The 19,500-nt window shown below is 69.2% G+C and carries 14 protein-coding genes; 7 read left to right on the top strand and 7 right to left on the bottom strand.

Annotated elements, in window-relative coordinates; genetic code table 11:
* Positions 1-160: 160 nt before the first annotated feature.
* Both ABZW60_RS39565 and ABZW60_RS39560 read right to left on the bottom strand, forming a co-directional pair.
* Positions 161-1,051: an MBL fold metallo-hydrolase gene (locus ABZW60_RS39565; RefSeq protein ID WP_355485802.1), complete on the bottom strand. Its 891-nt coding sequence runs from the start codon at positions 1,049-1,051 to the stop codon at positions 161-163.
* Between the two features lie 103 nt (positions 1,052-1,154).
* Positions 1,155-1,832, bottom strand: a complete 678-nt coding sequence (locus tag ABZW60_RS39560) for a Crp/Fnr family transcriptional regulator (RefSeq protein ID WP_355485801.1) — start codon at positions 1,830-1,832, stop codon at positions 1,155-1,157.
* Between the two features lie 61 nt (positions 1,833-1,893).
* Here ABZW60_RS39560 and ABZW60_RS39555 point away from each other — a divergent pair, with 61 nt between their 5' ends.
* Complete coding sequence (locus ABZW60_RS39555) at positions 1,894-2,682, top strand: META domain-containing protein (protein WP_355485800.1); 789 nt, start codon at positions 1,894-1,896, stop codon at positions 2,680-2,682.
* A gap of 3 nt (positions 2,683-2,685) precedes the next feature.
* On the opposite strand, the gene ABZW60_RS39550 is transcribed toward ABZW60_RS39555, so the two are convergent.
* Positions 2,686-4,701 (bottom strand): MDR family MFS transporter, encoded by a 2,016-nt coding sequence (locus ABZW60_RS39550; protein ID WP_355485799.1) that lies wholly within the window; start codon positions 4,699-4,701, stop codon positions 2,686-2,688.
* Positions 4,702-4,798: 97 nt separating this feature from the next.
* Between ABZW60_RS39550 and hemW the strand changes: the two genes are divergently transcribed.
* From hemW to ABZW60_RS39535, 3 genes are all read left to right on the top strand, one after another.
* Entirely contained in the window at positions 4,799-6,025 is a 1,227-nt protein-coding gene (hemW, locus tag ABZW60_RS39545) for a radical SAM family heme chaperone HemW (protein ID WP_355485798.1), read from the top strand.
* Between the two features lie 99 nt (positions 6,026-6,124).
* Positions 6,125-8,482 carry a polysaccharide lyase 8 family protein gene (locus ABZW60_RS39540; protein ID WP_355485797.1) on the top strand — a complete coding sequence of 786 codons (2,358 nt, stop codon included), beginning with the start codon at positions 6,125-6,127 and terminating at the stop codon, positions 8,480-8,482.
* 80 nt (positions 8,483-8,562) lie between these two features.
* Entirely contained in the window at positions 8,563-9,906 is a 1,344-nt protein-coding gene (locus ABZW60_RS39535) for a M60 family metallopeptidase (protein WP_355485796.1), read from the top strand.
* Positions 9,907-9,996: 90 nt separating this feature from the next.
* Here the strand turns inward: ABZW60_RS39535 and ABZW60_RS39530 are convergent, their stop codons facing one another.
* The 4 genes from ABZW60_RS39530 to ABZW60_RS39515 are packed head-to-tail and all read right to left on the bottom strand — an operon-like array spanning position 9,997 to position 14,866.
* Positions 9,997-11,256, bottom strand: a complete 1,260-nt coding sequence (locus ABZW60_RS39530) for an alpha-L-fucosidase (RefSeq protein WP_355485795.1) — start codon at positions 11,254-11,256, stop codon at positions 9,997-9,999.
* Entirely contained in the window at positions 11,253-12,944 is a 1,692-nt protein-coding gene (locus ABZW60_RS39525; protein WP_355485794.1) for an extracellular solute-binding protein, read from the bottom strand. The genes ABZW60_RS39530 and ABZW60_RS39525 overlap by 4 nt, the downstream gene beginning before the upstream one ends.
* 12 nt (positions 12,945-12,956) lie before the next feature.
* Positions 12,957-13,850 carry a carbohydrate ABC transporter permease gene (locus ABZW60_RS39520; protein ID WP_355485793.1) on the bottom strand — a complete coding sequence of 298 codons (894 nt, stop codon included), beginning with the start codon at positions 13,848-13,850 and terminating at the stop codon, positions 12,957-12,959.
* On the bottom strand, positions 13,847-14,866 hold the full coding sequence (locus tag ABZW60_RS39515) for an ABC transporter permease subunit (protein ID WP_355485792.1): 1,020 nt from the start codon (positions 14,864-14,866) through the stop codon (positions 13,847-13,849). The genes ABZW60_RS39520 and ABZW60_RS39515 overlap by 4 nt, the downstream gene beginning before the upstream one ends.
* Before the next feature lie 151 nt (positions 14,867-15,017).
* Here ABZW60_RS39515 and ABZW60_RS39510 point away from each other — a divergent pair, with 151 nt between their 5' ends.
* From ABZW60_RS39510 to ABZW60_RS39500, 3 genes are all read left to right on the top strand, one after another.
* Complete coding sequence (locus tag ABZW60_RS39510; RefSeq protein WP_355485791.1) at positions 15,018-16,184, top strand: hydroxyacid dehydrogenase; 1,167 nt, start codon at positions 15,018-15,020, stop codon at positions 16,182-16,184.
* A 151-nt stretch (positions 16,185-16,335) separates the two neighbouring features.
* A complete protein-coding gene (locus ABZW60_RS39505) occupies positions 16,336-18,240 on the top strand; it encodes a DUF2264 domain-containing protein (protein WP_355485790.1) in 1,905 nt (634 codons plus the stop codon).
* Positions 18,200-19,300 carry a LacI family DNA-binding transcriptional regulator gene (locus tag ABZW60_RS39500; RefSeq protein ID WP_355485789.1) on the top strand — a complete coding sequence of 367 codons (1,101 nt, stop codon included), beginning with the start codon at positions 18,200-18,202 and terminating at the stop codon, positions 19,298-19,300. The genes ABZW60_RS39505 and ABZW60_RS39500 overlap by 41 nt, the downstream gene beginning before the upstream one ends.
* Positions 19,301-19,500 lie beyond the last annotated feature (200 nt).

Raw genomic sequence — 19,500 nt, 5'->3', positions numbered from 1 at the left:
GTCCGTTCGCCTGGCTCGACGACGAGATCACCGACGCGGATCGTGAGTGGGTCCGCAGCAGTACCACGGCGCAGCCTTCCTCCGGCGGGTGCAGCCGCACTGCGGAGTCACGGACGAGGACCTCGCCGCACTCGAGGACTGGCTTCAGTGGCGGTGAGGGTCAGGCGCGGCGGGAGCTGTTGATCAGGCGTTGGGTTGCTGTCGGGTCGTGGGCGGGGAGGATGACCAGGCCTGGTAGGTGTTCCGCGAGGGCGAGGACCTTGTCGGTGGTTCGTCCGAGTTCGCCGCGGTCTCCGACGCCCGGGAGTTGGCGGCGTTCGAGCAGGCCGGCTTCGTAGGTGAGGTCGCCGACCATCAGCAGCGGTGGCAGGTCGCGGCGCCGGACGAGCATCGACATCGAGCCGGGGGTGTGCCCGGGCGTCGGCAGCAGCACGATCGACCCGTCGCCCATCACGTCGTACATCTCGGTGAACGGCGCCAGACCGGGATCGTCGGTCGGTGTGAATGTGACGTGCTTCCAGCGCCGGCCGGGTACGTCGATATGCGCGCGAAGGAAGCCGCGCGCCTCGGGGGAGAACCCCGAGAGCTCGGCCCATTCGGCCGGTGTGATCAGGAGGTCGCCGCTCAGCTGCGGGATACCGCCGATGTGGTCCTGGTGCAGGTGGGAGATGACCGCCTTGTCGACGTCGTCCACGGAGTACCCGAGCGTGCCCAGTTGCGCGTCGAGGGTCTCGTCCGCACCGATGTGGAACTTGGCGAGCCGGTCGTACACGATGCCGGTGAATCCGCGAGGAAAGTACGACGGGTCGGTCACCGAGGCGCGGTCCTGTCCGGTGTCGAACAGCACCAGCCCGTCGGCGTGCTCGACGACGTACACGTTGATCGGTCGGGGCGGCAGCCACCGGCGGGAGGTGAGCAGCCACCAGTACAACGGCTTCTTCGTGCCGTGGGCGTGTTCGGGATGGATCTCGACGCTGCCGGTGCTGATGACCGACACGGCGCGGACCGGATCTTCGGTGCCGGCGGGCAATCTGATCGCTTTCGTGGACATCTGAACTCCCTTCGGGCCCCGACGGATTCGGGGCGAGGAGATCAGTCTTCGCCCGGCGGTGCCGCCGGTCTGTGACTTTTGTCGTCCGCGGAAGTTGCCGTGGTCACTCCGGATTCCACGTCTGGTCGTGGAGCCCGGTCGGGTCGAGGATGTGCACGGTGTCGGCCGCGGTCGCGACCAGGCCGGCCTGCCGGAACTCCCGCAGTACCCGGGCCACCACTTCACGGACCGAGCCGACGGCGTCCGCGAGTTCCTGCTGGGACACCTGCGCGACGAGTTCGCCACGTGGGCTCTGCTGTGTGGATGCCAGGTCGAGAAGGTGGGCCGCGACTCGCTGCCGGACCGTGCCGAACGCGTTCACCGCCGTCTGCCGCAGGTTCTCGTACAGGCGACGGCTCAGCTCCTCCGCCAAGGCCCACCCGACCCGGCTGTCCGTACGCGCAGCGGCCGTCAGTAGACCGGCGTCGATCCGAAACAGAGTTGAACCCGCCAGCGTCTGTACGCCGACATTCGCCGGCCCGCCGACGAGTACCGCGATGCCGAGCACGTCGCTGACGCGCGCGTACCGCACCGTCACCTGGCGGCCCTCGGGCGACGACATGTACACCCGCAGCAACCCACGAACGACGAGCACTGCCTGTGGAGCCGCGCCCTCCCGGTACAGCGTGCTACCCGCGGGGTAATCGGCCCGCCGACCCGACGCGAGCAACCGCCCGGTCAGCTCCTCCGGCAACCCGCCGAGAAAGCTGCCCGCCATCGCAGCCACGACATCCACAGCCACCCGCCGAGCATGACAGTCCGCGCGGGCGGCTCATACCATGGGCAGTCGAAGGGGGAGCGACGTGACGTTGGTGTACGGGCCGTTGATCGGTGGGGAAGGGTCGCCGCTCGGGAAGACGTACCTGTCGGTGTCGGTGCAGGAAAACGGTGTGGAGCGGGCGCTGCTGCCGGGTACGCGGATCAAGGTGCGGATCCGCAAGGATGGCGTACTGATCGCACGGGCCGGATGCAACGAGTTGAGCGGGGGGATCATGCTCGACGACGGCGTACTGCGCTTCGAGCGCGCGATCCAGACCCAAATGGGATGCGGTCCCGAGTTCGAGGCTCAGGACGACTGGTTCTTCGGATTCCTGCTCCACGAGCCGCTGTGGACCGTCGACGGCGACACCTTCACGCTGATCGACGGCCGTGCGACGCTCGTCCTGCTGGACCGGCGCTTCGCCGAATCCGATCTACCGCTGGATGGCACCACCTGGACCGTCGAGTCGGTAGTCCGCGGTGACGCCTTGGAACACTTCCCACTCGCCGCCCCCGCGACCCTCACCATCGACGGCACCGAAGCGACCGGTTCAACCGGTAGCAGCCCGTTCACCGCGACCGTCACCCGCGACGACCCGACCCTCACCTTCACCGAACTCACTGTCACCCCCACCTACCCCGAAGCCCGAGCCGCCGCCGACCTGGAACAAGCTGTCCTCGAGAACCTCCGTACGCCCCTGACCTACTCGATCGAGTCCAACCGCCTCGAACTCCGCGGCCCGAACCGAACTACCGGCCTGAACCTCAGCGCGCCCCGGCCCGAAGGAAGCCCCTACTACACCGTGCCCCGGAGCCCCAACGACGTGCGGTGATGCTCAAGTCACGGGCGTGAGGGCGGCGGCGTGTTTGCCGGTGGTGAGGGATTGGCCCTGGTCGATCATTTGTTCGGCGATTCGGTCTACGGCGTGGGAGAAGGCTTCGGAGTTGTCGGGGTCCCAGTCGGTGAGGCGGTCGAGCATCCAGCTGCGGAAGGCGCCGACGAAGCGCTGGAACATTTCCAGGCCGAGGGTGGTGAAGCGGTAGTGGCCGAGGGTCTCGGAGAGGTAGCCGTCGGCAACTAGTTGGCCGGCCAGGGGTTCCAGGGCGCCGGGTGGCATCCGGAGGTCGCCGGCGATCTCGGCGAGGGTGGCGGAGCCGGATTCGGCGCCGCCGCGGAAGACGCGCATGATCATCCAGGCCTGTGCGGCGCTCAGCGGCAGGCCGGACTCGGCGAGTACCTCGGGTGCGGGGTTGCGCTTGTGGTGCTGGACGACCAGCGCCGCCAGCTTCTGCAGTTCGCGTTCGGAGTCGAACGACGCCGGCGCCGCGAAGTTCTCGCCGACGTCCGAGGCCGCCATCCGCGCGGTGTCACGCAGCGGGACCTCCTTCAGCAGCAACGCGGTCAGGAACCCCAGCCCGGCGACCGGGACCGCCCAGAGGAACACGACATGGAGCGAGTCGGCGTACGCCGCCGTGATCACCGACCGGGCCTCGTCGGGCAGTGACCGCACGCCCTCGACGGTGGAAGCGAGCCGCGGATCGACCTGCGCGGTCTGGACGGCGACGCCGAGCTTCTCCGGCAGTTGATGCGCGTAGATCGAGCCGAACACCGCGACCCCGAACGAGCTGCCCATCGTCCGCAGGAAACTCACCCCGGACGTCGCCACCCCGAGATCCGAGTAGTCGACGGTGCTCTGCACAACCACGGTCGGCACGGGCATGCACAGCCCGACCCCCAGACCCAGGACGACCATGAATGCCGCGGTCTCGACGTACGACGTGGAGTTGTCCATCAGGGACAGCAGCCACAGCCCGACACCGATCAGCACGGTGCCGATGATCGGGAACAGCCGGTACCGCCCGGTCTTGCTGATGATCTGCCCGACCGCCACCGACGCGATCAGCAACCCACCCACCAGCGGCAGCATCTGCAGCCCGGACTCCGTCGCGGACGCGCCGTGCACGAACTGCAGGTACGTCGGCAGGTACGTGACCCCGCCGAGCATCGCGAACCCGATGATGAAGCTCATCACCGAGCACACCGTGAACACGCCGGACCGGAACAGTCGCAGCGGCAGCAACGGCTCCGCTGCGCGGCGTTCGGCCAGGACGAAGAGCGCCAGCGCGATCACCGACCCGACCGCCATCGCGATGATCACGGTCGACGTCCACGCGTACTCGTTCCCGCCCCAGGTCGTCACCAGGGTCAGCCCGGTCGCGGCGAGACCGATGAACAGGATGCCCAGGTAGTCGATCTTCGGCCCGACCGCGGCCTTCACCGACGGAAGGGTGATCGAGGCAACGATCAGCACGAGGATGCCGAGCGGCAGGTTGACGTAGAACGCCCACCGCCAGCTCAGGTGGTCGACGAACAGCCCGCCGAGCAGCGGTCCCGCGACGGTCGAGACGCCGAACACCGAGCCCATCACACCCTGGTACCGGCCGCGTTCGCTCAGCGGGACGACGTCCGCGATCACCGCCATCGCGGTCACCATCAGCCCGCCGGCGCCGAGGCCCTGGATCGCGCGGGAGCCGACCAGCCACAGCATCGAATCGGCCATCCCGCAGAGCGCGGAGCCGGCCAGGAACAGCACGACGCTGAGCAGGAACATCGGCTTGCGCCCGTACAGGTCGCCGAACTTCCCGATCAGCGCGGTCATGATCGTCTCGGCGAGCAGGTACGACGTGACCACCCAGGACAGGTGGTTGGCGCCGCCGAGGTCGCTGACGATGGTCGGCAGCGCGGTCGCCACGATCGTCTGGTCGAGGGCCGCGAGCAGCATTCCGAGCATGATCGCGACCACGACCGCGTTCCTCGTGGCGCGTCCGACAGGCTGAGCCTCGGTGTCCATGAGCTGAATGTAACCGTCACGGTACGTTCCGCTACCACAACCACTCGGCGATCAGGTCAAGAAACCACCCGTCGCGCGCGGTCCGTACGATGGGTGGGTGCCGTCGACATTGCCCGAGGGGGAGGTTGCGCCCCGGGACGGGGCGCTGCCGGATGCTGCTGTCCGGGAGGCGGCGGAGCGGCCGTTCGGCTTCTACCTGCACGTCCCGTTCTGCGCGTCGCGCTGCGGGTACTGCGACTTCAACACCTACACCGCCAAAGAGCTGGGCGGCGGTGGGTCGCAGGCGTCGTACGCCGAGACCGCGGTCGACGAGGTCAGGCTCGCGCGGCGCGTCCTGCGGGACCTGGACCGGCCGGTCGACACGGTGTTCTTCGGCGGCGGTACGCCGACCCTGCTGCCCGCGGCGGATCTGGGGAAGATGCTGGCCGCGGTCCGGGACGAGTTCGGCCTCGCGCCCGGCGCCGAAGTGACGACCGAGGCGAATCCGGAGTCGGTCGATCCCGCGTACCTCGAGGCGTTGCTCGAAGCGGGCTTCACGCGGGTGAGCTTCGGCATGCAGAGCGCGTCGTCGCACGTGCTGCGGATCCTCGACCGGCAGCACACGCCGGGGCGCGCGCTGCAGGCGGTGAAGGAAGCGACCGCGGCCGGCTTCGAACACGTGAACCTGGACCTGATCTACGGCACGCCGGGTGAGTCGCTGGACGACTGGCGGGCCTCGCTGGAGTCGGCGCTGTCGGCGCAGCCGGACCACGTCAGCGCGTATGCGTTGATCATCGAGGACGGCACGCAGCTCGCGCGGCGGATCCGGCGCGGTGAGCTGCCGATGCCGGACGACGACGATCTCGCCGACAAGTACGTGCTGGCCGACGAGCTGCTGTCGGCCGAGGGGCTACGGTGGTACGAGGTGTCCAACTGGGCCCGCAGTGCGGAGGCGCGCTGCCGCCACAACGAGCTCTACTGGCGCGGCGACACATGGTGGGGGATCGGACCGGGCGCGCACAGTCATGCCGGCGGGGTGCGCTGGTGGAACGTCAAGCATCCGAGCGCGTACGCCGAGCGGATCACCGCAGGCGTGAGCCCGGCTCATGCGCGCGAGACCCTCGACGAGGAGACTCGCCGGATCGAGCGGGTGCTGCTCGAGGTGCGATTGTCGGCCGGTCTGCCGCTGGAGGTCCTGGACGAGGCGGGGCGCGCTGCCGTGGCTGAGGTGGTCGCCACCGGCCTCGCGGTCGTCACCGGCCGACCGGCGGAGGGTGAGCGGCTCGTGCTGACCGACCGAGGGCGGTTGCTGGCTGACGCGGTGGTCCGCGACCTGCTGCCCTGAAAAGTGATCAGAAGTGATCACAGTGAGCTGTTGACGACTGTTGTGCGCACGCGGCAGGCTGTGCGGTAAGCGTTTACTACCGCCGCCGAGGAGTCCGCGATGCCGCCCTTCATCCGTCGTCGACTGTTGCTTCGGGCCGGGCTCGCCGCCGGCGCGCTCAGCACGCTCGGGCTGCCCACCCGCGCGTTCGCCGAGGACGAGTTCGACGTCCTGCGGGCCCGGTGGGCCGAGCTGAGCACCGGTGGAGCGATCGACCCGGCCGACCCGGCGTACGCCGACGCGCTCGCGAACCTGAGCACCCAGGCGCGGCAGTTCGCCGACACGATGATCACCGCGGCCGACCGGACCGCGCTCTGGCCGGACCTGCCGCTCAGCCCGAGCAGCGGCAACTTCTCCATCAGCTACACCCGGCTGAAGACGATCGCCCTCGCCCGCGCGACCGCCGGCACCACTCTGAGCGAGGCCGGTCCGCTGCTCAGCGGGGCGCTCGACTTCCTGAATGCCAATGCGTACAACGAGACGCTCAAAGAGACCGGGAACTGGTGGTTCTGGGAGATCGGCTCGCCGCGCGCCCTGCTGGACACCTGCATCCTGGCGTACGACGTGCTGTCGGCCGACCAGCTCACGAAGTACCTGACGGCCGTCGACAAGTTCGTGCCCGACCCGAACCGGCGGACCAACGCGCCCACGCTCCGCGAGACCGGCGCGAACCGTGTCGACAAGGCGCTGATCGTGGCGCTCCGCGGCATCGTCGGCAAGTCGGCCGCCAAGCTCGCCGCGGCCCGTGACGCGCTCAGCGATGTCGCCGAATCCGGCAAGAACAGCGTCTTCACCTACGTCACCAGCGGCGACGGGTTCTACCGCGACGGCTCGTTCGTCCAGCACGGCAACCTCGCGTACGTCGGCACGTACGGCAACGTCGCGCTCGGCGGTGTCGCGAACCTGATCGCCCTGCTCGGCGGCTCCACCTGGGAGATCGCCGACCCGAACCGCGCCGTCCTGCTCGATGCCGTCGAGGCCAGCTTCGCCCCGTTCGTCGTCGACGGTCTGATGATGGACTGCGTGTCCGGCCGGGCGATCTCCCGCGAACGCGCCGGCGACCACCGCAACGGCCATGGCACGACGTCGACCGTGCTGCTGCTCGCGAGCGGCGTCGCCGAGCCGTACGCGTCCCGGTACAAGGCGCTGGCCAAGGGATGGATCACCCGCGACCGCCTCGACGACTACCTGCCGGGTGCGTCGATCCCCGAGATCTCCCGGGCGAAGGCGCTGCTCGCCGACGCCGCCGTGGCGCCGGCGCCCGCACTGCCGCGGCACTTCCAGTTCTACAACCAGGACCGTGTCGTGCATCGCCGCCCGGGCTGGACGTTCGCGATCGCGATGTCGTCGAAACGCATGGCCCGGTACGAGTGGGGCAACGGCGAGAACCTTCGCGGGTGGTACGTCGGGGACGGGATGACGTACCTGTACAACGGCGACCAGTCGCAGTTCAACGACGCGTACTGGCCGACGGTCGACGCGCAGCGGATGCCCGGTACGACGGTCAGCACGAAACCTCGCGTGCCGGGCGGGTCCGGCAGTGGGACCGGAACGGTCGCGGCGTTCGCCGAGTGGGTCGGGGGCGCGTCGTACCGGGGTGTCGCCGGTGCGGTCGGGATGCACCTGATCAATCACGACAAGACCTTGCAGGCGAGGAAGTCCTGGTTCTGTCTGGGCGACTCGGTCGTGGCGCTCGGCGCGGGGATCGCCGGCACCGACGGCTACCCGGTCGAGACGATTGTCGACAATCGGAATCTCCACGAGAACGGGACGGCCGCGCTGCAGGTGAACGGCCGGCCGGCCACCGACCAGACGTACGACGCCCCGCAATGGGCGCACCTGGACGGTGTCGCCGGCTACGTCTTCCCGGCCGGTGGTCGTCTGAGGCTGGAACGTGAGGACCGGACCGGGTCGTGGTCCGAGATCAACATCGGCAACGACACGGCTGGTTCGACCACGCAGTACACCCGCCGCTACGCGAAGCTCGTCCTGGAGCACGGGACGGACGTCGGCTCGTACGCCTACGTGCTGTTGCCCAACGCAACCGCCCGGCGGACCGCCGAGGTGGCGGCGGATCCCGGCCTGACGGTCCTGGCCAACACCACGACTGTCCAAGCCGTCCGCTCCCACCGCGAGAACCTGCTCCTGGCGAACTTCTGGACCGCCGGCGCAGTGGCAGGCCTGGCTTGTGACGGGCCCGCTTCGGTGGTGATCGGCCGGGAGGGACGGACGACGACTGTCGCGGTGTCCGATCCGAGCCGGACCGCGCAGACCGTCCGGCTGACCATCGACCGGCAGGTCGGTGCGGTGATCGCGAAGGATCCGGCGGTCACAGTAGTTGCTGCTGGCAAGCAGCTTGTTCTGGACGTCGCGGTCGGCGGCACCAAGGGTGCCACCCACAGCGTGTCCTTCGACTGAGTTTCCGCAAGCAACCGGGGCCGGCCACCAGGGCCGGCCGGGTCGCCGGGTGCTGGCAAGTTCAACCAGGAGGTTGTTCGATGATGCCGCACGCCCGCCCCCTGCAGCTCACCAGGCGACGTGTCCTTCAAGTAGCCGGAGCCGGTGTGGCGCTGGCCGCCGTACCAGCGGTGGCCAGAGCGCAGACCAGCACCAGCACGATCACCATCCCCGCGCTCCCGTCGGCGCGCACGACCGAGCTCGACCGTACGCAGAACTCGCTCAGCGCCAGTGAACTCCGCTCGACCGGCTTCTACCTGCCGGCCGCCACCGCACTCAACGTCGTCGTCCACGCCGGAAGCCTGGCCCCGACACTCGTGATCGGCGCACCCGACGCCGACGCGCGCAAGGAGTTCAAGTCGCCGCGCGAGTACCCGCTCCAGCTCGGCCGCAACACCGTGACCGACGCCGGCGGCGGTGTCGTCTACCTCAAGCTGATCGGCGACACCGGCCAGGCCAAGGTCTCCATCGGCGAGGAGGCGCAGCCGATGCCGTACTTCGTCCTCGGCCGCACCGGTGAGGCCGACTTCCAGCGCCAGCTCGACGAGCGCACCACGCCGTACGTCGAACTCGTCAGCCAGCACGCGATGCTCACCGTCGAACGGCCGTCCGCGCTGACCTACCGCACCGAGAACCACACCGACCTGCTGGCCACCTACGAGGAGATCATCGGGATCGAGGACGCCACCAGCGGGTACGACGGGTCCGCGCCGGAGCACGCCCGCCTCGCGCACCGGTACCACTTCGTCGGGTACCCGTCGGCGATCACCGGTGTCGGCGCGTACGCGACGCACGGGCACATGTCGTTCCCGCCGCCGATCCAGGACCGGATGCTGACCGTGGAGGCCCTGCGGACCCGCGGCTGGGGCATCTACCACGAGCTCGGTCACCAGCATCAGCAGATCACCTACAAGCCGAGTTCGCTGACGGAGGTGACGGTCAACATCTACTCGCTCGCGGTCAACGCGGTCTTCGCCACCAAGTACGGCCAGGTGCCGCGGCTGCACGCACCGGACGCGAAGACCGGGCTGACCCCGTGGCAGAGCGCGCCGGGCAAGCTGCGAACGCCGGGGGTCAACTACGGCACGACGTTCGATCCCTACGAGAAGCTCGTGATGTTCGAGCAGCTGCGACTGGCGTTCGGCGATCGCTTCTGGCCGGACCTGCACAAGTTGGTCCGGGTCGAGCGCCCGTACGCGAGTGACTACACCGACGAGGTACTTCGCCTGCGCAACCTCGTCGTGCTGTCCAGCCGGACCGCCGGCCACGACCTGAGCGACTTCTTCCGGGCCTGGGGCGTCCCGGTCGACGCCGAGGCGGTCGCCCGGATCAGCGACCTGCACCTGACCCCGCCGCCCACCGACCCGTCGACAATCCGCCAGTAGACAATCCGGCCAGTAGACAATCCTGCGAATAGACAAAAGGACGAAGGCACCCACCGGGTCGAGGTGGGTGCCTTCGTCGTTCGGGGGAGGTCAGTCGCGCAGGAAGAGTTCGATCACGCAGCTGTCGACCTCGGGCGCGCGGTTCGGCAGCTTGAGCGTCAGCGTGTTGTCCGGCAGCCCGGTCAGGTACGTGTGCCCGGGCGCCGACGGGTCGACGTCCACCCGCTTGACCTCCGACGCGTCGTGCAGGAACTGCGCGTACTCGACGCGGTCGCCGAGCCCGGGCAGATGGAGATGACCCATCGGCCACGCGAACACGTGCAGGTACAGCCGCCGGCCGTTCTGCGTGTACCGGCAGTCCGCCGGCGGGACGTACTCGCTCGGACCGCAGCCGCGGACGGACCGTTCGTGCAGCGCCATCCAGTCACCGATGCCGGCGAGGACGCCGAGGGCGCGCGGCTCCCACGCGCCACGGCCGTTCGGGCCCACGTTGAGCAGCATGTTGCCGCCCTTCGAGACCGCGTCGACCAGCATCCGGATCAGCAGCGCCGGCGACTTCCAGTCGTGGTTGTCGCGGTGGTACCCCCAGCTGCCGTTGAGCGTGTGGCACGCCTCCCACGGCACCTGCGTCCCGTTGCCGGCAGCCACCTCGTTGCCCGGCGGCTGCACCTGCTCGGGCGTGGTGAAGTCGCCCGCGCCGAGCCCCAGTCGATTGTTGACAAGGATCCCCGGCTGCAGTTCGCGGACCATCGCGAGCAGTTCGGCGGACCGCCACTCGTCCGGGCCCTTGGCGTTGAACCCGCGCTCGGCGTACGAGAAGTCGAACCACATCACGTCGATCCGCCCGTACTCCGTGAGCAGCTCGCGCACCTGTCCGTGCAGGTAGTCCGCGTACTTCGAGACGTCGCGATCCGCCGTCCGGTCGATGAAGTCGACGTCCTTGCGCTGCGGGTGGTACAGGTCGACCGGGAACTCCGGGTGGTGCCAGTCGAGCAACGAGTGGTACAGCCCGATCTTGAAACCGCGCGCCCGGAACGCGTCGACCATCGGCGCGAGCAAATCCTTGCCCCACGGTGTGTTCGGCGCCGAGTAGTCGGTGAGCTTGGAGTCCCACAGGCAGAACCCGTCGTGGTGCTTGGTGGTGATCACCAGGTACCGCATGCCGGTGTTCCACGCGGCGTCGGCCCAGCGCACCGGGTCGTACAGATCAGGCTCGAAGTGGTCGAAGTACGGCTGGTAGTCGTCGTCGGTGAGCTGTTCGTACGACTTCACCCACTCGTGCCGCGCGGCGGCCGCGTAGATGCCCCAGTGCACGAACAGCCCGAACCTCGCCTCGGTCAGCCAGCTCATCGCGGGCTCGCACCGCCGCTCAGCGCCGACTCGAACTCGCCGCGGATCTTGTCGCCGCCGTCCTTGGCCCACTTCTTCACCGCGGCCTCGAACGCGCTGATCGGTTTCCGCCCGGCGATCACGTCGTTGCGGACGTCGGTCAGCGCCTGGCCGATGTCGCCGCCGAACTTGTCGTTGGTCGGCGAGATCAGGCTCGCGGTCGGGTCCTTGACCACCATGCCGATCAGCTTGGTCAGGTCCTCGTGCGCGCGCTCGACGTAGGTCGGGAACTGGGCGTTGTAGAGCGCCTGCGGCGGGGCGGTGATGTACTTCCACGGTACCGTCAGCTCCGCCTCGCCCTTGCTGGTCAGCGTCGGGTTGCCCTTCGCGTCGCGGGTGAAGTCGACGCCCTCGACGCCGTACGTGAGCAGCAGGTTCTCGGTGCTGCCGAACGGCGCGGCGAAGAAGTTCGCCACCGCGAGCAGCTCCTTGGCGCGCTTCTCGTCGGCCTTCTTCATCAACGTGTAGGCGAACAGGATGTTGTCCGACCAGGTGTTCGCCTTGCCGCCCTTCGGCGCCATCGGGACGAACGCCCGCGGGTCGTTCTTCGGGTCCAGCCGGGCCATGTCCTTCACGTAGCCCGAGTACGCCGGGAAGCCGTCGTACACCAGTGCGCCCTTGCCGGCGCGGAACGCGTTCTTCCGGGCGGTGCCGTCGATCCCGTCGGAGCCGGGCACGGTGACACCGGCCTTGACGAGCTGGACGGCGAACTCGAGGGCCGCCTTGTACTCCGGGGTCTCGAAGCTGCGCGTGAGCTTGCCGCCGTCGTCCTTCCAGCCGTTCGGGACGCCGAACATCTGCTGGATCATCGTGAAGAACGTGTTGCCCTTGGAGTTCACGATCGCCCATTGACCCTGCTGCGGCCTGGTCAGTTCCTTGCAGGCGGCGAGGAAGTCCTCGGCGGTCGCCGGGTACTCGATACCGGCCGCGTCGAAGAGCCGCTTGTTGTAGAAGCCCGCGCCGCCGGTGATGCTGCGCGGGATCGGCAGCCCGTAGATCTTGTCCTGGACCACGCAGGCCTGCCAGATCACCTGGGGGATGTTCGCGAGGTTCGGGTAGTCCTTGACCTTGTCACCGGACAGGTACGGCGTCAGGTCGGTGCACTTCGCCGACAAGAAGGCCGGCAGATTGTTGACAAGGCTCGAGTCGGACAACAGGACAAGGTCCGGCAGTTCGTTCGCGGCGAGCACCGTCTGGAACTTCGTCGCCCAGTCGCTGTCCGGGACGATGGTCAGGTCGAGCGTGCCGCCGAGCTTCTGTTCGACCGCCTGCCAGGCCGCGTTCTTGTCCTTGGCCGGCGGCAGCGGGTCGAAGATGTCGGTCATCACGCTCACCGTGCCGCCGGACAGCGGCGGGGTCTTGACCGTGGTGACGAGGTCCTTCGGGTACGTCAGGTAGCCCGGCGGTACGCCGTCGGCAGTGCCGGGCAGATCCGGCTTCGGGCCCTCGAAGGCGACATAGGTCGGCAACGTCACCGAGGAGGCGCGGGCGGGGCCGGACGCCGTACTGCCGTTGCTGCAGGCAACCAGCGTCGGGACGCCGGTGGCGCTCATCACGGCGACGCCGACCGCACTGCGCAGGAAGCTGCGCCGATTGAAGGGCCGGTCGAAGGGCCGATTGAAGGGCCGGCTGAGCGGAGGGGTGGTCACGATTGCGGTCTCCTAACCTTTGATGGCGCCGGTGAGTACGCCCTTGGTGAAGTAGCGCTGCAGGAACGGGTAGACGCAGAGGATGGGGACGAGCGCCACGACGACGACCGCCATCTGCACGGCCTGGATCGACGCGACCGCCTCGCCGGGCGATTCGGAGGCGCCGCCGACCGGCTGTCCTTGCAGGACGTAGAGCCGCAGCACGAGCGGCAACGGCCACTTGCCGGTGTCGCTGAGGTAGAGCAGTGCGTTGAAGAACGCGTTCCAGTGCCCGACGGCGTAGAACAGCGCGACGACGGCGAGCACCGCCTTCGACAGCGGCAGCACGATCCGGACCAGGATCGCCAGGTCGCCGGCGCCGTCGATCCGGGCGCTGTCCAGCAGCTCGGCCGGGATGTTCTGGAAGAAGTTGCGCAGCACCAGGAAGTTGAAGGCACTGACCAGGCCCGGGACGATCAGCGACGCGTACGAGTCGTAGAGCCCGAGTGCCTTGACCAGCAGGAAGTTCGGGATGATCCCGGCCCCGAAGAGCATTGTGAACAATACTGCTGTCAACACGAACCGCCCGCCGACGATCGGCCGGCTGAGCCCGTACGCGAGCGCGATCGTGACGACCAGGTTCAGCGCCGTACCGATGATCGTGATGCCCGCGCTGACCAGCAGCGCGTGGCTGACCACGCCCCCGGCGAAGATCGTCCGGTACGCCGCCAGCGTCGGCTCGCTCGGGAACAGCGGGATGATGCCGCCGCGCCGGGTGATCTCGGACTCCCCGGCCAGGCTCGTCGCGACGATGTTCACGAACGGGTAGAGCACCAGCAGACACACGACCGCGATCACCACCCCCTTGATCGCCAGCCCGGCCTTGCTCGGCGCCTCCATCCAGGGCGGCCGCTGCGAACTCTTCATCGCGAGTAAATCCCTTCGTGGCCGAAGCGGTGGGCGAGTTTGTTGGCGCCGAGGATCAGCACCAGGCCGATGACGCCCTTGACCAGGCCGACGGCTGCCGCCGGGCCCCATTGGCCGTCGAGGACGCCGTGGAAGTAGACGTAGGTGTCGAGGACCTCGGCCGCGTCGGCGCCGACGGCGTCGCGTTGCAGCAGGATCTGCTCGAAGCCGACCGACAGGATGCTGCCCAGGTTCAGGATCAGCAGCAGCAACGTGACCGGCACGATGCCCGGCAGCGTGACGTGCCACAGCCGCCGCCAGCGGTCCGCGCCGTCGATCGCCGCGGCCTCGTAATGCTCGGTGTCGATGTTCAGCAGGGCGGCGAGGTAGATGATCGTGCCCCAGCCGGCGTCCTTCCAGATCAGCTGCAGCGTCACCAGCCAGGGGAAGAAGCCGGAGCTCGTCATCAGGTCGACGCGCGGCAGGCCGAGCTCACCGAGTAGTTGCGGGAGCAGTCCGGTGCCGCCGATCAGCTGCTGACTGATCGAGATCAGGATCACCCAGCCGATGAAGTGCGGCAGGTACACGACGCTCTGCACGAACCGCTTGATCTTCGGGCTGACGATGCTGTTCAGCAGCAGCGCCAGCCCGATCGGCGCCGGGAAGAACAGGACGAGCTGGAGCAGCGCGAACTTCAGGGTGTTGAGCAGGGCCCGGTAGAAGTCCGGCTCGGCGAACACCGCGAAGTTGCCGAAGCCGACCCACGGGCTCTCCTTGAACCCGAGGTACGGCTGGTAGTCCTGGAAGACGATCACGTTCCCCAGCAGCGGCACGTAGTGGAACACCACGAAGAACAGAAGCCCGGGCAGCACCAGCAGCAACATCACCCGGTCCCGCCACAGCCGCGCTCCTAGCCCGGGCCCTCCACTGCCTTTCGACCCGCGCTGTTCGCGGGCGGCCCGGGATGCTGCCCGGCGGGCCGACCAGGACGCGGCGCGGTCGGGCGCGCGGCCGGGGGAGCGGCGGACGCGATGCATGTGGCGCCTCCTGATAGTAAACGGTTGCTGTCGCGGTGGCAGCAACCATGAAACGTTCAGCGCCTTGCTGTCAAGCGTTCGTGGAACTTGTCTTGACCGATGGTCGATGGTCTGCCTACGGTTTTCAGTAACCGTTTACTAGGAGTGATCCGTGCCGAATCCTGAACCCGACCGGGGCAGTAGTCCGCGGTTGCGCACGCTCGTGGCGATGCCCGCGGAGACCTGGTCGGAGGTGATCACCCCGACCGTCCGCGACCGACTGGCCGGCGTCGCCGAGGTCCTCGGCCTCCGCGGCGGCTCCGCCGACGGTGCCGACGGTGCCGACGGTGCCGACGGTGCCGACGGTGCCGACGGTGCCGACGGTGCCGACGGCGCCGACCGTGCCGACCGTGGGGTGCGCGACCGTGGGGTGCGCGACGGGGTGCCGCGGCTGGTGACGTCGTTCGCGGAGGTGGCCGAGGAACTCGCAGCGGCCGAGGTGCTGCTGACCGGGTGGGGTTGCCCGCGGATCACCGCCGAGGTGCTCGACGCGGCGCCGAAGCTGCGCGCGATCGTGCACGCCGCCGGCACGGTCAAGACGTTCGTGGATCCGGTGGTGTTCGAGCGTGGGGTCGAGGTGTCGTCGGCCGCTGCGGCGAACGCGGTGCCGGTCGCGGAGTTCACGCTCGCGGCGATCGTGCTGGCCGGCAAGCGAGCATTCCGGCACCGCGACTGGTTCCGGACCTCGGGCGTGAAGCGACCGTTGCCGGGGGCACCGATTCTGGGCACGCTCGGGACGACGGTCGGCGTACTCGGGGCGTCGCGGATCGGCCGGCTGGTGCTCGAGCGGCTCCGGGGCCTCGACGTCGAGGTGCTGGTGAACGATCCGTACCTCAGCCCGGCGGAGGCTGCGGCGTTCGGCGCTCGGTGGTGTGAGCTGCCCGAATTGTTCGCGGCCAGCGACATCGTGAGCGTGCACGCGCCGCTGCTGCCGGAGACCCATGGGCTGGTGTCGGCGGAGCTGTTGGCCGCGATGCCGGACGGCGGCGTGCTGATCAACACCGCGCGCGGCCCGGTCGTGGATCACGCCGCACTGGAGCGGGAGTGTGTCTCCGGCCGCCTGGACGCGATCCTCGACGTCACGGACCCCGAGCCGCTGCCGCCGGATTCGCCGATGCTGCAGCTCCCCAACGTCTTCATCACCCCCCACCTGGCCGGCGCCATGGGCAACGAGTCCACGAGGTTGGGCGAAGCCGCCGTCGCCGAGATCGAGCGACTGGCCGCCGGCCGGCCCCTCGCCCACGGCATCACCCACGAAGACCTGCGGCGAATCGCATGAGCAGCACCGAACAGAGGATCCGGCGGCCCGTCGCACGAGGGGATATCCCCGTGAGTTGGGGGTTCTCCGTTGGTGTGCCGGCAGAGAACCCCCACCGCCAGGGGTTATCCCCTCGGGTGACGCCGCGTGCCTGCGGAGCGGGGTGGGGCGCGTGAAGGCTCGGAGCGGTGTAGATGCGGAGCGGGAGCGCGGTGTGGAGCGGGAAGTAGGTGTGAGGCGGCTTCAGTTGCCTGCGCCGGATCGGGTGTTGTCTTCGCGGACGGGATATACCAGGGAAACGTGGCTGGCGGTGGCGGGTCACTTGCTGGACTCGTTGGTGCCTTGGTTCACAGCGAGTGGGGCGCAGGTGCGGTTGCCTGGGCGGGGGAGTTGGTCGGGGGCGGACTGTGACGGCCTGGAGGGGTTCGCTCGGTCGTTCCTGCTGGCCTCGTTCCGGATTGCGGCGACCGGTGGTGACGAGCGACTGGTCGAGCGGTACTCGCGCGGCCTGGTGGCGGGTGCGGCGGGTGACTGGCCGCGGTTGACGCCGTGTTCGCAGCAGACGGTGGAGGCGGCGGCGATCGCGGTCGGCCTGCACGAGTCGCGGGCCTGGTTGTGGGACAAGCTCGACGGAGCTGAGCAGACGCACGTCGTCGACTGGCTCAGCGGCTTCGTCGGGTCGCGGACGTGGGACAACAACTGGCGCCTGTTCCAGGTCGTCGGCGAGCAGTTCCTCGCCTCCGTCGGAGCGCCCTTCAAGCAGGACGACATCGACGCGGGTCTCGACCGGATCGAGGACTGGTACGTCGGCGACGGCTGGTACTCCGACGGCCCAGGGCAGAACTTCGACCACTACATCGGCTGGGCCATGCACCTGTATCCGGGCCTGTGGACCCGGATGGCCGGCCCGTCGGCGGACGGTCGCCTGGCGGTCTACAAAGAGCGTCTGCGCCGCTTCCTCGAGGACGCCGTCCACCTCACCGGCTCGGACGGTGCGCCGATCCATTTCGGCCGGTCGCTCTGCTACCGGATGGCGGCCGCGGCGCCGTACTGGATGGGTGCGCTGCTCGACGCGACGCCGCTGACGCCGGGGCAGACGCGTCGGCTCTGCTCCGGCACGCTGCGCCATTTCGTCGACCACGGCGTCCCGGACGAGCGCGGGCTCCTCACACTCGGCTGGCATCACCAGTTCCTGCCGACGACCCAGCCGTACTCCGGACCCGCCTCGCCGTACTGGGCCTCCAAGGGTTTCCTCGGCCTGCTGCTTCCGGCCGATCACGAGGTGTGGACCGCCCGCGAGGCCGCGCTGCCGTTGGACGAAGCAGATCAGGTGCGGGCGATGCCGGCGCCGGGGTTCGTGGTTCAGGCGACCAAGCACGACGGCATCGTCCGCCTGCTCAACCACGGCAGTGACCACAACGCCGAGGGCGACGCCCACTACAACCGCCTTGCCTACTCGAGCCGGACGGGCCCCGAGCACACCGGCGAACAGCTCGACAACCACGTCACCTTCGCCGGCGCGACAGGTCATCGGGGCGGGATCGAGCGCATCGACGAAGGGCATTCGCGGTGGCAGGCGGGTGACGTGCGGATCGAGGTGGCGACCGTCGTGCACGGCCGGATCGAGGTGCGGTGCGTCCTCGTGGACGGGCCGGAGGGCCTGGTCAGGCACGGCGGATACGCCGTGGCAGGACAAGACCTGCCGGACGCGAGCTCGGACGCCCACTGGGCCCAGGCCAGCACCGCCGACCGCCTGACCACGGCCACCATCGCCCTGCACGGATACCACCGAGCAGCGGTACGCCGGGGGCTCGACTCGAACGCGTTCGGTCCGCACTCCGCGACGCCGTACCTGGAGGCGCAGCACGACGGGAAGGATCCGCGGGTCCTGGTCTCGGCGGTGGTACTGTCCGGCGACACGGTCTGGCCACGGCAGCTGGCCGAAAGCGTCGACGTGACTGTGGACGGCCGAAACGTCACCGTGCGGTTCGCCGACGGTACTCGGGCCGACGTCCAGTTGGGTGAGGAGGTGGGTGATGGCGGCGGAACCGCCCCGGACGCGGGCGCGCCGGCGTGACCCCGAGGCCGCCCGGACGATCCGGGACGTGGCCGCCCGGGCCGGCGTCTCCACCGCGACCGTCTCCCGAGTTGTCAACGGCAACTATCCGGTCGCGGCCTCGACCCGGGCCGCGGTCGAGCGCGCGATGCGCGACCTCGGGTACGTCGCGAACGCGCACGCCCGGGCGCTGGCCGGCTCCACCACCCGTGTCGTCGGCATCGTGGTCAGCGAGATCGTCGACCCGTTCTTCGCCTATATCGCCCGCGGTGTGCAGGCCGAGGCGCTCGCCTCCGGACGGCTGTGCCTGGTCTGCTCGACGCAGGGCGGTGAGTCCGCCGAGCTGCGGTTCGTCGACCTGCTGCTCGAGCAGCGCGCCGACGCCGTGATCCTGGTCGGCGGCGCGGTCGAGGACAAGGAGTACTTCGCCGCGGTCGGCCAGCGGGCGCGGCAGCTGGCCAGCAGCGGATCCAGCCTGGTCCTGTGCGGCCGGCCGGGTCTGGAGGACGGCGTGCCGGCGTACGCCGTGGAGTACGACAACATCGGCGGCGCCGCGGCGATCACCGACCACCTGCTCAGTGCCGGGCACACCAGGATCCTGTATCTCGGCGGCCCGACGACGCTGTCGACGACCACGGCCCGGCTGCGCGGTTTCCACCAGGCCTTCGCGGCCCGCAAGCTGGAGCACGACCCGCGCCTGGTCCGGACCGGCGCGTTCGGCCGGCAGTGGGGATACCAGCAGACGCTGAAAGCCCTCGACGACGGCCTCGACTTCACCGCGATCTTCGCCGCCAACGACATCGTCGCCGCCGGTGTGTACGCCGCGCTGCGCGAGCGCGGCCTGCGGATCCCGGACGACGTGTCGGTGGTCGGGTACGACGACGTACCGGTGGCGACCGAGCTGCAGCCGGCGCTGACCACGGTCCGGGTGCCGCTGGAGGAGCTCGGGCGGGCCGCCGTCCGGGCCGGGCTGGCGGGGCAGGAGCCGAGCGCGGACCCGTTCGCGCACCAGCAGCCGATGACCACGCTGGGCACCGTCGTGGTGGTCCGCGACTCGGTCGGGCCGCCGGCGACCGGCTGATCACTCACAGCGAACTCCCAGCAGCCACCGCCCTCGGTGATCGTCGTGATCCGCAGCGTGACCAGCGATGACACTATGTCCGGACCTGTTCGGCCCCGTATCTCAGAGTGACGACGGGGTGCTTGACATATCCAGTGCGGCTCCCTGAGACTCAGCTCACTTTCGCGATCCGAGAGCGCTCTCAACTCCGTCCAGTTCCA

It is taken from the genome of Kribbella sp. NPDC003557, assembly GCF_040610805.1.
Classification (GTDB): domain Bacteria; phylum Actinomycetota; class Actinomycetes; order Propionibacteriales; family Kribbellaceae; genus Kribbella.
Note: the sequence above shows the minus strand (reverse complement) of the source record. Positions and strands in the feature narration are given on the sequence as shown.